This window comes from Robertmurraya mesotrionivorans (assembly GCF_050971805.1).
Taxonomy (GTDB): domain Bacteria; phylum Bacillota; class Bacilli; order Bacillales; family Cytobacillaceae; genus Robertmurraya_A.
Window position 1 is genome coordinate 19,906 of record NZ_JBPCCH010000005.1, and the last position, 12,193, is coordinate 32,098.

The following is a 12,193-nucleotide window of genomic DNA, read 5'->3' on the forward strand; positions in this document are numbered from 1 at the left end:
GGTCAGTGGGTACCACTGGTTAAATAAAAAAGTAAAGTCGTACTGGAAGCAGTACGACTTCTTTTTAAGCACTTTTTTTCTCGGGTTTTATTCCAAATAGTATCACAAGTAAACCAATCGCACTTATACCAGCTAGTATATAAAATAGGGAAGCTTGGAGATGTTTTTGAAGAATCGCCATGATAGGTGGACCAGCTGCTACGCCAATAAATCTCATTGAACTGTAGATAGAGGAAATCGTGCCTCTCTCCTCCATCTCGATTCCTTCTGTAATGAATGCATCTAAGCAAGGAAGTCCAACACCTATTCCAATGCCACCAATGGTAAACATCGATATCATAAACCATAAATTATTAGAAAAGCTTAGAGAAGCCGTACTAATGGCTAGTAAAACGATTCCGACGAAGGTAATCCACTTCATCAAAACTTTATTTTCTTTAATCATTTTTCCTGTAATATACGATGCAAGGCATAGTGCTCCGAGTGGGATTGTTAAAAACAAACCTTTTTTCACATCTTTAATGTTATACTGCTTCTCCAATATATCTGAAAGGTAAAATAATACTCCGAATAATACAAACATGAGAATAACTCCGACAATAAATACGGTATAGAGCCAACGACCATTTTGAATAAAGATTTTCTTTACCTTTTGGAAAAACTTCTTAAATGGAATTGGTTCAGTTCTCTTCTTTGGATTTTGAACGAGAAAGAGAGTTAAAAGAATAGATATGATACAAAATGCAGGGATAGCCCAGAATGGGAGATGCCAGAAAAAACTTGCTAAAAAGGCTCCAAGGATGGGGCTTAATACTTTTCCCAAAGTGTTTGATGTTTCAATCACGCCAAGAGAGCTACTAACCTCTTCCTCACTTTTAAACATGTCTCCAATCAGTGGCATAACAATAGGGAATGCCCCTGCTGCACCAACACCCTGCAAAGCCCTGCCCAGTAGAATTATCCAGTAAGGATCATCGATCTTCCAAGAGGCCCATCCAGAAATAAGCCCCCCGATTCCAGCGATGAAAAGACTTGGGATTATTACCTTTTTTCTTCCAATATGGTCAGAAAGATAACCGGCGATTGGGATCAGTAATATAGCAACAATTGAATAAACAGTAATAATCATACTTGTTTGGAAGGGAGAAATATTAATTTTCTTTTCCATAACGGGAAGTACCGGTATCAGCATGGAGTTACCAAGTGTCATAACGAGAGGAATAGATGATAAAGAAAGCACTGCCCACCTTTGATTATGGTGTTTACCATCCCCCTTCTTTTTATTTTTTTTATATTTTTTCCCGTTTCTAGATTTATAAGAATTTGACATTTCGACCCGCCTTCATTCATTTTTTATAAGAAAGGGACCTTTTCACCTAATTAGGTAATTACTCGCATAACTATAATATGGACCTAAGAATCAAAACTCATGAGTTTTTTTCATTACATAAAAATGGATTTTCCAAACATTGTAGGCTAAAATATGTATCATTAGATGAAGTGTATGGGGTGACAAGATGGGAGAAATAATAACGCTTAGTGTTGGTAAACCGAAAGCTTTTATGTGGAAAGGGAAAAACGAAAGCTCAGGAATTGGAAAAGGAAAGGTATCTGTAGCCGAGTTAACAAAAGATGGATTTGTTGGAGATGGTGTCGCAAGTTTAGAATACCATGGGGGACCAGAGCGGGCGGTATGTGTTTATTCTTTTGAACATTATAAGCAATGGGAAAAGGAGTTTGGAGTTAAGCTTTCCCCACCAGCCCTTGGAGAAAACCTATGTGTAACAGGTATGCTTGAAAGGGATGTTTACATAGGAGATGTATATTCCCTTGGGAATGCTGTTGTTCAAGTCACGCAAGGTCGTGTTCCTTGCTCCAAAATTTCGAAGTTCAATGATATAGATCTCTTTTTAAAAAGAATTGTCGAGACAAACTATACGGGTTATTTCTTTAAGGTGCTGCAGGAAGGAACCGTACATAGTGAAGGGAAGCTTGAATTGTTAGAAAGAACTCAAGAAAAAGTTTCTATCATTTATGCCAATCAAATTTTCCTTCATGATAAGAAAAATAGAGAGGGTTTAAAAGACTTATTAGAAGTAAATGAATTGGCACATGTGTGGAGAGAAAATGTAGAAAAACTGTTAGCAAAAACCGTTTAATTTCATTTTTAAAAATTTTCAGTTTTTATTATTGACTTTTTTAGGTAAATCTTATATGATAATAAACAATTAAAGACTACGGCGTTGATGAAGAGTAGTACCTTTTACAGAAACTATAGAGAGCTGATGGTTGGTGCAAATCAGTGTGGAAGTATTAGGGAATGGACTTCGGAGCCTCCAAACCGAACCTTTATAAAAAGTAGTAGGCCTTGGCGAAAGTCTCATCGTTACAAGAGACAGATATTTGTTGCTTCATAAAAAGCAAAGATATCTGTAAAGTGAGCTAATAAATTTAGCTAATAAAGGTGGCACCACGGGTTTCTCGTCCTTTTTCAGGAGAGAAGCCCTTTTTGTATTTCATAAAAGAAAATCGTCGATTAAGAGTAGTACGCTAAGTTTGTTTGAAACAGAGAGTCGGGATTGCTGAGAACCGATCAAACCCTTGGCTGAATGGACTTATGAGAGTGGTCTTGAACGTGGAGTAGGGACCAACGGAATTCCACCGTTACAAGGAACTTAAGGGAGCATATATGCTCTGAACCTGAGGTGGCACCACGATGATATTCGTCCTCTATACGTAGTTTTCTGCGTATAGGGGACTTTTTTTATTTATAAGGAGGGAAAAACCATGAACGCCAATGTTCAAAACATTATTATTGAAGAAATTCTTGGTGATACGTTAACACCCATTTCTATATTTCAGCGACTCAAAGGTGTGAAGAAATGTTTATTAGAAAGCTCGTTAAAGCACGAGCACTCAGGCAGATATTCCTTTATAGCAGCTAATCCTGCAGTGGAGCTAAAGGGCAGCGGAAATAACACGATCCTTATAAAAAAACAAAGCAGTGAAACCCTCAGAGCTAACCCTCTCGAGGTGCTGAAAAAGATTGTACCGAATATTGAAAATGATTTTATGAAAGAAATCCCTTTTATTGGCGGTGCTGCAGGTTTTGTAAGCTATGACATCGTTCGTTATTACGAGGAAATCGGTGAAATACCGAGAGACGAAATGATCATCCCAGAAGTTCATTTTCTATTATTTGAAACAATCGTTGTTTTTGACCATTTAACTCAAAAGGTGTTCATTGTTGGAATTCCGATCGTCGAACAATCTTCTTTGGAGAATATAAAAGGTTTGGTCGAAGAAACAAAGAATCAGATTTTAAACGAAAGGGAAGAAGCACCTTCACCAGTTTCCATTTCTTCCTATGAAGCATCAATCTCAAAAGAAGAGTTCATTGATAGAGTGAAAAAAGCAAAGGAGTACATTGTAGAAGGCGATATATTCCAAGTCGTCCTTTCCCAAAGGATGAGAGCAACAATACAGGGGGATCCCTTTTCATTTTATCGTAAACTTAGAGTTCAGAATCCTTCGCCTTATATGTATTATTTCGATTTTGATGAGTATGTGGTCGCAGGGGCATCACCAGAAAGCTTGATGAAAGCAGTCGGGGAAACCGTCTACACGAATCCAATTGCAGGAACGAGACCTAGAGGGAAAACTCCGGAGGAAGATGAGCAACTGAGTGTGGAATTGATTCAAGATGAAAAAGAATTAGCTGAGCATCGAATGCTCGTTGACCTTGGCCGAAATGATTTAGGTAGAGTTTGTGAATTTGGTAGTGTGCAGATTAGCAAGTACATGGATATCGAGAAATACAAGCATGTGATGCATATTGTGTCAGAAGTAAAAGGAACGTTGAAGAGAGAGTTTCATCCAATCGATGCATTGATTGCATGCCTACCGGCAGGTACCGTTTCAGGAGCACCAAAAATTCGGGCGATGGAAATCATAAACGAACTTGAGGATGTCAAGAGGGGCATTTACTCAGGAGCAGTCGGTTATTACTCTGCTAACGGAAATATCGACTTTGCTCTTGCTATTCGAACAATGGTGGTTAAGGATTCAAAGGCATATATTCAAGCTGGGGCAGGAATTGTGTATGATTCGGTTCCAGAAAAAGAATACGAAGAAACCATTCACAAAATGAAAGCTTTCTTGGAGGTTGAAAAATGATTTTACTAATTGATAATTATGATTCCTTTACCTTCAATCTATATCAATATTTAGGTGAACTGGGAGAACAAATGGTTGTAAAAAGAAATGATAGTCTCACAGTAGAAGACATTATTGAGCTATCTCCAAAAGCAATTGTGATTTCTCCAGGACCAGGACGCCCAGAACAAGCTGGGATATGTATTGAAGTCATTCGACAGTTATACACAAAGATACCTATCCTTGGCATATGTTTAGGACATCAGGCAATTGGTCATGCTTTTGGAGCGACGGTCTCAAAAGCGAAAGAAATTATGCACGGTAAAATTTCGAAGATTTCTCATGAGAAGACAGAGCTTTTTAAAGAATTTGAAGAACCTTTGGAGGTAATGAGATATCATTCCCTTGTTATTGAAAAAGGGACACTTCCAAACACGATACAAGTACTTGCTACTTCCATTGATGATGGCGAGATTATGGCGATTAAACACAAAGAGGCACCTTTATATGGGTTTCAATTTCATCCCGAATCAGTTGGGACAGAAAGTGGGAAGAAACTAATTCAAGCATTCCTAACATCAATTGGAGAGGAGTTTCTAAATGAGAGAGTATCTACAAAAACTGTCTGAAAACAAATCATTGTCGCAAATAGAGATGAAAGATGCAGTAAGGAAACTTTTTTCCGACGAAGTAACTGATAGTGAAATTGCTGCATTTCTTATCGGATTGAAGACAAAAGGAGAAACGGTGGAGGAAATTGCTGGTTTAGTTCAGGCAGTTCGTGAAAATTCACTCACCTTTACCAAAAAAGTGGAGAATGTAATGGATAATTGTGGCACAGGTGGGGATGGTTCGAAAAGCTTCAATGTAAGTACTACCTCTGCATTTGTTATTGCTGGCGCTGGTATTCCAGTTGCAAAGCATGGAAACAGAAGTATCTCTAGTAAAACAGGAAGTGCTGATGTTCTGGAGTATTTAGGTATTAATTTAACCTTAACCCCTGAAGAAGCAGAAGAATGTTTAGAAGAGGTTGGGATTAGCTTTTTATTTGCTCCACATGTACATCCAAAAATAAAAAACATTATGAAAGTGAGAAGAGAGTTAAAAATACCTACGATATTTAACTTAATTGGACCATTAACAAATCCAATGGAACTTGATTATCAATTACTAGGAATATATAGAAGAGATTTGCTTCAGACCTTTGGTGAGGTTCTTCATACCTTAGGAAGAAAAAGGGCTGTTGTAATAAACGGAGCAGGATTTATGGATGAAGCATCATTACAAGGGGAAAATCATTTAATCATTGTTGATAACGGTTCGATTTCAGAAAAGATAATTAGCCCTGGAGAGATTGGTTTATCTTCATACCCTAACGAAGCAATTATCGGTGGAAATGCCATGAGAAATGGGGAAATATTATTATCTGTTCTGAATGGAGAAAAAGGAGCCTGCCGAGATACCGTGTTGTTCAATGCAGGGATTGGGATTTATGCAAGTGGAAAAGCGAATTCCATTGTAGAAGGGATCGCAAAAGCAAAAGAGAGTATTGATAGCGGTTCGGCGAAACAGAAACTTGAAAGTCTAATTGCAAAAGGGAAAAAATTCAAAAAGGAAGGAGTCGTGTAAGTATGGAGACGATTCTTGACAGGATTATTGCTGAGAAACAGAAGGAAGTACTTATTTTAAAAGAACAACCAGTGCTAAAGGAAGTTGACAGAAAGCATGTGTCTTTTATTCAAAAGTTACAACAAGCGGAAGAAGTGAAAATTATTGCAGAGTTTAAAAGAGCATCTCCCTCCAAAGGAGCAATTAATTTAGATTGTGATCCGTCTGAACAGACCCTACAATATGTTCAAGCAGGTGCAGATGCGGTAAGTGTTTTGACAGATCGTACTTTCTTTAAAGGAGATTTCCGAGACTTGGAAGAAGTGAGAAAGACGATCACGGCACCTATTCTTTGCAAAGATTTTATTATTGATCCTATTCAAATTGATTACGCAAAGCATGCGGGTGCTAATCTTATTTTGTTAATAGCTGCTGCTTTAGATTTAGAGACTTTGCATTCGCTATATCATTACGCCACTAGCAAAGGTCTTGAGGTACTCATGGAGGTACACAATGAGGCAGAATTAGAAAAAGTGTTAACTACTAATAACGTCTTAATTGGTGTAAACAATCGGAACCTAAAAACATTTGAAGTCGATTTAGCAACAACAGAAAAATTAGCACCTATAATTATTCAGTCCAATAGATACTTAATAAGTGAGAGTGGTATCGCTACTACAGAGGATGTAAGAAGAGTGGTAGCGGCTGGTGCTTCAGGTATTTTAGTAGGTGAAACGTTTATGAGGCATGAAAAGCCGGAAGAAGCATTACGGTCGATGAAGCTTCCGTTAAGAAGGGTGGCTTCTAATTGAAAGTAAAAATATGTGGAATCACTGACATACATGCAGCAAAAGTTGCTGTGGAAGCAGGAGCAGATGCAATTGGTTTTGTTTTTGCAGAAAGCAAACGAAAGGTAACGATTGAACAAGCCAAAACCATTATTGACACCCTTCCAGATCATGTATTAAAAGTTGGTGTGTTTGTAAATGAGGATGTAGATACCATCCAAGATATTGTTAAAAAGACAGGATTAACAATGGTTCAGCTTCATGGTGATGAAAATTCTGATGTTTGTAAAAAATTTTCAGTACCAGTCATCAAGGCATTAGGTGTATCATCAAAGAAGGATTGTGAGAAAATTCAGGAATATCCATGTGAATATATTCTTTTAGATAGTCCTAAAGGAAAATACCGAGGTGGTAACGGGGAGACGTTTCCATGGGAGGTCGTGGACTCAATGGCTATAAAAGGGAAGAAGCTTATTGTAGCAGGTGGGCTTAACATCAATAATGTCTCGTTAGCTATTCAGTCACTTCAGCCATATATGGTTGATGTTAGTAGTGGAGTGGAGACGAATGGCAAAAAGGACGATGAGAAAATGATTCATTTTCTTAAGGAAGCAAAAATGGGAACAGGGGAGAGTTGTAAATGACGACATATGTAATGCCGGATGAAAAAGGCCATTTTGGTATATACGGGGGCAGATTTGTACCAGAAACGTTAATGCAAGCAGTTTTAGAGCTAGGCAAGGCTTATGAGGAAGCAAAAAATGATGAAAGCTTCCAAAAGGATCTAGCCTACCTACTAAAAGAGTATGTAGGAAGAGAAACACCTTTATATTTTGCTGAAAATTTATCAAAGCATGCGAAAGGTGCAAAAATCTATTTAAAGAGAGAGGATTTAAATCATACAGGCGCTCATAAAATTAATAACACGGTCGGTCAAGCGCTGTTAGCAGTAAGAATGGGAAAAAAGAAAATTGTTGCTGAAACCGGTGCTGGTCAGCATGGGGTAGCTACTGCAACGGTTTGTGCTCTATTAAATCTGGAGTGCGTTATATTTATGGGAGAGGAAGATATTAAAAGACAGCAACTGAATGTGTTTCGCATGGAGTTGCTAGGTGCAAAGGTAGTATCTGTTACCTCCGGAAGCCGAACGCTTAAGGATGCATGTAACGAAGCACTGCGCTATTGGGTTTCAAATGTGACAGATACTCACTATATTTTAGGATCTGTAATGGGACCACATCCGTTTCCGATGATGGTAAGAGATTTTCAAAGTGTGATCGGAAAGGAAACGAAGCAGCAATATAATGAGAAATTTGGTAAAAACCCAGAAGCAATTGTAGCATGTATTGGTGGTGGGAGTAACTCGATGGGGATGTTTTATCCATTTATTGAGGATAGTGAAGTACAGCTAATAGGTGTAGAAGCTGCTGGTCATGGGATTGATACGGAGCAGCATGCAGCTTCACTAACAAAAGGAAAGCCAGGAGTATTACACGGTGCTCTTATGTATTTGTTACAGGATAATGCTGGCCAAATCCAAGAGGCTCATTCCATTTCTGCTGGTTTAGATTATCCTGGAGTGGGGCCAGAACATAGTTACTTAAAAGATATCGGAAGAGTGCAGTACGAAAGCATTACTGATCAAGAAGCATTAGAAGCATTGAAATTGTTGTGTAGGCTTGAAGGAATTATTCCTGCTCTTGAAAGCGCACATGCAGTAGCATATGCCATAAAACATGCGCAAACAATGACAGAAAATGAGTCAATTGTCGTCTGCCTTTCAGGTCGTGGAGATAAAGATGTACAAACTATTCAAGCAAATATGAAGGAGGCATTGTAATAATGAATCGCATTGAAAAGGCGTTCCATAGCCTAAAAGAGAACAATAGGAAGGCATTTGTGCCGTATCTGATGGCAGGGGACGGAGGATTAGATCAGTTAATGGATCAATTGATCTTTTTAGAAAATTGCGGAGCAACGGCAATAGAAATTGGAATTCCCTTTTCAGATCCAGTAGCAGATGGACCAGCTATTCAAGAAGCTGGGATTCGAGCATTACAATCGGGTACAACCTTAAAGGAAGTATTGTCAGCGATTCAAACAATTCGTCCGATTGTATCAACCCCACTTATTTTAATGACTTATATGAACCCGATTTATGCTTACGGAATTGGTTCGTTTATTCATGACGCGGTTAAGGCTGGAATAGACGGCTGTATTATTCCTGACTTGCCAATTGAAGAGGAACAATTAATTGCTCCTCACTTACAAGATGCAAATATTGAGTTAATACGTCTAGTTACTTTAACAAGCCCTCTTGAAAGAATAGAAGAAATCGCAAAGAAAGGTCGAGGTTTCTTATATGCGGTCACAGTTACAGGAATAACAGGTGCTCGTACAGAATTTAATAATAGTGTTTCCGAATACTTAAAGGATATAAAGAGCGTAAGTCCTATCCCAGTGCTTGCTGGATTTGGGATATCCACTCCTGAACAAGTGGTAGAATTAGGTTCTTACTGCGATGGAGTAGTTGTTGGCAGTAAAATTGTCCAATACTTCCATGAAAAGAAATTAACTGAAATTGAACATTTAATTCAAGCATCCAAAACTGCAGACGTATCATAAAAAATTGTAATCAATCTCCTCACATGAATATGGTGAAACTATCACATCCTATTCATAGGAGGTGAATGAACTTGGATGCACGAAGAAATCAGATAACGCAAGATATTTACGGCTATCGTACAGCTATTGCAAATATAGCACTAGTAGGTGGATGTGGAGCTGAGGGGAACGATTGGGTATTAATTGATGCTGGCGTTCCTTTCTCAGGGAGTTATATTAAACATTTTACTGAACAAGTATTAGGTGGTGGAAAGAAACCAATTGCTATCGTCTTGACGCATGCTCATTTTGACCATGTTGGTGGTCTTTCCTACTTATTAAATGAGTGGCAGGTACCTGTATATATTCATGAACAGGAACAAGAGTATGTAACAGGTAAAAAAGATTATCCACCACCACATCCGTTCATAGAAAAAGGGCTTATGGCGTTGTTATCACCTCTTTATCCAAGAAAAGCGATAAATATTCATTCATATATACGGTTGCTTCCAACAGATGGTTCCATTCCAGAAATGCCTGGTTGGAACTGGATTCATACCCCTGGACACACAGAAGGCCATATTTCATTGTTTCGTGAAAAGGACCGTGTCGTAATCGCGGGTGACGCACTGATTACCGTGAAGCAGGAGTCGGCATTAGCTGTTTTAACCCAAAAGAAAGAGATTCATGCTCCACCAGCATATTTTACTCAAGATTGGGATCAGTCTTTTGATTCGATAAAGAAAATACAGAACCTTAACCCAGAGCTCATTTATACTGGCCATGGAAAGCCAATGGAGAAGATGGAACTGAAAAAAGGTCTAGATTTTCTTATACGACGTTTCGAAAGAGAAATGGTGGGGAATGAAAAATATGTGCATTAAAGGTTAGCCTTAGTAATAATTACTAGGGCGTCTCTTATGTCACAAGTATGTTGTAGGAGGTGGGAAAGTTGTATGAACAAAAAAGATATCAACAGGATGTAAAGCTTATGTTGTCTACCATACAGGAGAAAACAAAATCAATACAAGACACTATTTCTGAAGAAGATTGTTGTATTCTTTCTGAGTTCGATCTTTTACTTAAGCTTGTTTCTGACGCTCAAACTGTTGCATCCTCTTATTATTTAGAGTCATACTTATCACCATATACAACGGAATACAACCAAATTGCAAAGGCTGCATCCAAACTTTCAGAGAAGAGGCACGGAGCATTAATTGTTGTTGAAAGAAAGCAGCCATTAACAGAAATTCTACACAATGGCGTCATAATAGGTGCGAAATTTAGTCAAACTCTTCTTGAAACTATATTTTATCCTGGGAACCCATTGCATGATGGGGCAGTTCTAATACAAAATGATTTTATTCACTCTGCGGGAAATATTTTACCTGTAAGTAATCAAACGTTTCAAAGTAAAAAGCTCGGTACCAGACATAGAGCCGCATTGGGATTATCTGAGTTAACTGACGCAATAATGATTGTAGTTTCAGAGGAAACGGGCCGCATTACATTTGCTATTAATGGGAATTTACATGTAGTTAAAACATAAGGTAGAAATGTTTGGCATTTATTTCATTTCCTGCTATCATCAAATATATCAATTATTATGGGGAAGTGTAAAATGTCATTAACAAATAAAAAATGGTTTCAAGCGATGATCGCTATTATCTTCATACTAATTATTTCTTTATTAGTTAGGGAAAATGCTTTCTTATTTCAACCTCTGATCGTATTGCTGCAGACGATATTTTTGCCATTTGTAGTTGCAGGAATATTATTTTACCTATGTAGGCCTCTAATTTTTTGGTTAGTAAAGAAAAAGGTTCCAAAATGGATGGCAATTCTTTCTGCGTATTTAGCGATTACACTAGTCTTTTATGGCGTCATTCGGTTAATTGGACCAATAATATCTGATCAATTAGACCTTTTTATCAACAATGTACCAAACATGGTAACTTCAGTTGTTGACGGAATCAAATATATACAAGAAAATCGTGACACGTTTCCAGAATTTATTCAACAGGCTATTATTGATGGAAGTAATCAACTGGAGACACAAATAAAAAACAATACCGGTAATATTGCCAATGGGATTTTTTCTATCTTTGGATTTATTGGAGGTTTTATTAATACCATCTTTTATTTGGTGCTAGTTCCTTTTATCCTGTTTTATATGTTAAAGGATAGCAACAATTTTGCACCAAGAGTGGCAAGTTTCTTTAAAAAGGATTTACAACAAGATGTATTACAAATTTTAAAAGAAACAGATAGAACCATCTCTACATATATTCAAGGACAATTGATTGTAAGCTTATGTGTTGGGATCTTACTATATATTGGATATTTAATTATTAGACTTGATTATTCATTAGTTTTAGCTCTGTTTGCAATGTTAATGAATGTCATACCTTTTTTAGGCCCATTTTTAGCCGTAGTTCCTGCCCTTTTTGTTGCGTTATTTCAAGATCCCATCATGCTAGTCTATGTTGCCATCATAACAGTAATTGCTCAACAAGTAGAAGGCAATGTCATCTCGCCACAAGTAATGGGGAAAAGCTTGAATATTCATCCGTTAACGATTATTGTTCTGATTTTAACCGCAGGAAATTTAATGGGATTGTTGGGGATTATTTTTGTTATCCCGGTGTATTCAATAGTTAAGGTACTCGTTACACATGTAATTAAAATATATAGATTAAATAAAAAAGACCTTGCTTCATAAATAGAAGCAAGGTCTTTTTGTTTAGAAGCAAACCAGTTAAGCAAAGGTGTTTTTTAGTTAATTATTAGTAGTTAAAATAAGAAGCACCGACAATGATCAACAAGATAAACAATACAACAAGTAGAGCAAATCCGTTGTTAAAACCTCCGTTATAGCTTTCGCCCATTTTTTTCACCTCCACTTAAAAAGTGAACAGCTTGTATTACTGTCTATTTATCCTATGAAGAAAAGGTCATGGTGGTTGGACGAGTAACCTAGGTCAAACGCACTTTTTTGTTTCATATTTTTGAATTTGTAACCTTTTTGTAACCATAGG

General features: G+C 37.4%; 13 protein-coding genes and 2 other annotated features. Of the genes, 11 read left to right on the plus strand and 2 right to left on the minus strand.

All coding sequences use genetic code 11. From position 1 onward, the window contains the following. Nucleotides 1-64: 64 nt before the first annotated feature. A complete protein-coding gene (gene bcbE / locus ACRX5O_RS10415) occupies nucleotides 65-1,330 on the minus strand; it encodes a bacillibactin exporter BcbE (protein ID WP_433905894.1) in 1,266 nt (421 codons plus the stop codon). A gap of 187 nt (nucleotides 1,331-1,517) precedes the next feature. Here bcbE and ACRX5O_RS10420 point away from each other — a divergent pair, with 187 nt between their 5' ends. The 11 genes from ACRX5O_RS10420 (at nucleotide 1,518) to ACRX5O_RS10470 (ending at nucleotide 11,877) form a co-directional block, all read left to right on the plus strand. Next, nucleotides 1,518-2,159 (plus strand): MOSC domain-containing protein, encoded by a 642-nt coding sequence (locus ACRX5O_RS10420; RefSeq protein ID WP_433905895.1) that lies wholly within the window; start codon nucleotides 1,518-1,520, stop codon nucleotides 2,157-2,159. 75 nt (nucleotides 2,160-2,234) lie between these two features. Then, nucleotides 2,235-2,492 (plus strand) — a binding site (T-box leader). Nucleotides 2,493-2,523: 31 nt separating this feature from the next. Next, nucleotides 2,524-2,734, plus strand: a binding site (T-box leader). Nucleotides 2,735-2,787: 53 nt separating this feature from the next. Then, nucleotides 2,788-4,176, plus strand: a complete 1,389-nt coding sequence (trpE, locus tag ACRX5O_RS10425; RefSeq protein ID WP_433905896.1) for an anthranilate synthase component I — start codon at nucleotides 2,788-2,790, stop codon at nucleotides 4,174-4,176. Next, nucleotides 4,173-4,784 (plus strand): anthranilate synthase component II, encoded by a 612-nt coding sequence (locus tag ACRX5O_RS10430; RefSeq protein WP_433905897.1) that lies wholly within the window; start codon nucleotides 4,173-4,175, stop codon nucleotides 4,782-4,784. The genes trpE and ACRX5O_RS10430 overlap by 4 nt, the downstream gene beginning before the upstream one ends. Then, entirely contained in the window at nucleotides 4,756-5,784 is a 1,029-nt protein-coding gene (gene trpD / locus ACRX5O_RS10435; protein WP_433905898.1) for an anthranilate phosphoribosyltransferase, read from the plus strand. The genes ACRX5O_RS10430 and trpD overlap by 29 nt, the downstream gene beginning before the upstream one ends. A gap of 2 nt (nucleotides 5,785-5,786) precedes the next feature. Next, complete coding sequence (gene trpC / locus ACRX5O_RS10440) at nucleotides 5,787-6,575, plus strand: indole-3-glycerol phosphate synthase TrpC (RefSeq protein WP_433905899.1); 789 nt, start codon at nucleotides 5,787-5,789, stop codon at nucleotides 6,573-6,575. Next, complete coding sequence (locus tag ACRX5O_RS10445; RefSeq protein WP_433905900.1) at nucleotides 6,572-7,195, plus strand: phosphoribosylanthranilate isomerase; 624 nt, start codon at nucleotides 6,572-6,574, stop codon at nucleotides 7,193-7,195. The genes trpC and ACRX5O_RS10445 overlap by 4 nt, the downstream gene beginning before the upstream one ends. After that, entirely contained in the window at nucleotides 7,192-8,391 is a 1,200-nt protein-coding gene (gene trpB, locus ACRX5O_RS10450) for a tryptophan synthase subunit beta (RefSeq protein ID WP_433905901.1), read from the plus strand. Before ACRX5O_RS10445 ends, trpB begins: the two co-directional genes overlap by 4 nt. Before the next feature lie 2 nt (nucleotides 8,392-8,393). Then, nucleotides 8,394-9,176: a tryptophan synthase subunit alpha gene (gene trpA / locus ACRX5O_RS10455; protein ID WP_433905902.1), complete on the plus strand. Its 783-nt coding sequence runs from the start codon at nucleotides 8,394-8,396 to the stop codon at nucleotides 9,174-9,176. Between the two features lie 71 nt (nucleotides 9,177-9,247). Further along, nucleotides 9,248-10,039: an MBL fold metallo-hydrolase gene (locus ACRX5O_RS10460; RefSeq protein ID WP_433905903.1), complete on the plus strand. Its 792-nt coding sequence runs from the start codon at nucleotides 9,248-9,250 to the stop codon at nucleotides 10,037-10,039. Nucleotides 10,040-10,098: 59 nt separating this feature from the next. Continuing rightward, nucleotides 10,099-10,704 (plus strand): sporulation-specific diadenylate cyclase CdaS, encoded by a 606-nt coding sequence (gene cdaS, locus ACRX5O_RS10465; RefSeq protein ID WP_433905904.1) that lies wholly within the window; start codon nucleotides 10,099-10,101, stop codon nucleotides 10,702-10,704. A gap of 72 nt (nucleotides 10,705-10,776) precedes the next feature. Further along, on the plus strand, nucleotides 10,777-11,877 hold the full coding sequence (locus tag ACRX5O_RS10470) for an AI-2E family transporter (RefSeq protein ID WP_433905905.1): 1,101 nt from the start codon (nucleotides 10,777-10,779) through the stop codon (nucleotides 11,875-11,877). Nucleotides 11,878-11,941: 64 nt separating this feature from the next. Here ACRX5O_RS10470 and ACRX5O_RS10475 read toward each other — a convergent pair whose 3' ends face one another. Beyond that, nucleotides 11,942-12,043 (minus strand): YjcZ family sporulation protein, encoded by a 102-nt coding sequence (locus ACRX5O_RS10475; RefSeq protein WP_119708760.1) that lies wholly within the window; start codon nucleotides 12,041-12,043, stop codon nucleotides 11,942-11,944. Nucleotides 12,044-12,193 lie beyond the last annotated feature (150 nt).

What these genes read in the sequence shown, in the direction of transcription:
- trpC (WP_433905899.1), top strand. Translation starts at nt 5,787, where the DNA reads ATGGAGACGATTCTTGACAGGATTATTGCTGAGAAACAGAAGGAAGTA.
- bcbE (WP_433905894.1), bottom strand. Translation starts at nt 1,330, where the DNA reads ATGTCAAATTCTTATAAATCTAGAAACGGGAAAAAATATAAAAAAAAT.
- ACRX5O_RS10470 (WP_433905905.1), top strand. Translation starts at nt 10,777, where the DNA reads ATGTCATTAACAAATAAAAAATGGTTTCAAGCGATGATCGCTATTATC.
- trpB (WP_433905901.1), top strand. Translation starts at nt 7,192, where the DNA reads ATGACGACATATGTAATGCCGGATGAAAAAGGCCATTTTGGTATATAC.
- ACRX5O_RS10430 (WP_433905897.1), top strand. Translation starts at nt 4,173, where the DNA reads ATGATTTTACTAATTGATAATTATGATTCCTTTACCTTCAATCTATAT.
- trpA (WP_433905902.1), top strand. Translation starts at nt 8,394, where the DNA reads ATGAATCGCATTGAAAAGGCGTTCCATAGCCTAAAAGAGAACAATAGG.
- trpD (WP_433905898.1), top strand. Translation starts at nt 4,756, where the DNA reads ATGAGAGAGTATCTACAAAAACTGTCTGAAAACAAATCATTGTCGCAA.
- ACRX5O_RS10475 (WP_119708760.1), bottom strand. Translation starts at nt 12,043, where the DNA reads ATGGGCGAAAGCTATAACGGAGGTTTTAACAACGGATTTGCTCTACTT.
- trpE (WP_433905896.1), top strand. Translation starts at nt 2,788, where the DNA reads ATGAACGCCAATGTTCAAAACATTATTATTGAAGAAATTCTTGGTGAT.
- ACRX5O_RS10420 (WP_433905895.1), top strand. Translation starts at nt 1,518, where the DNA reads ATGGGAGAAATAATAACGCTTAGTGTTGGTAAACCGAAAGCTTTTATG.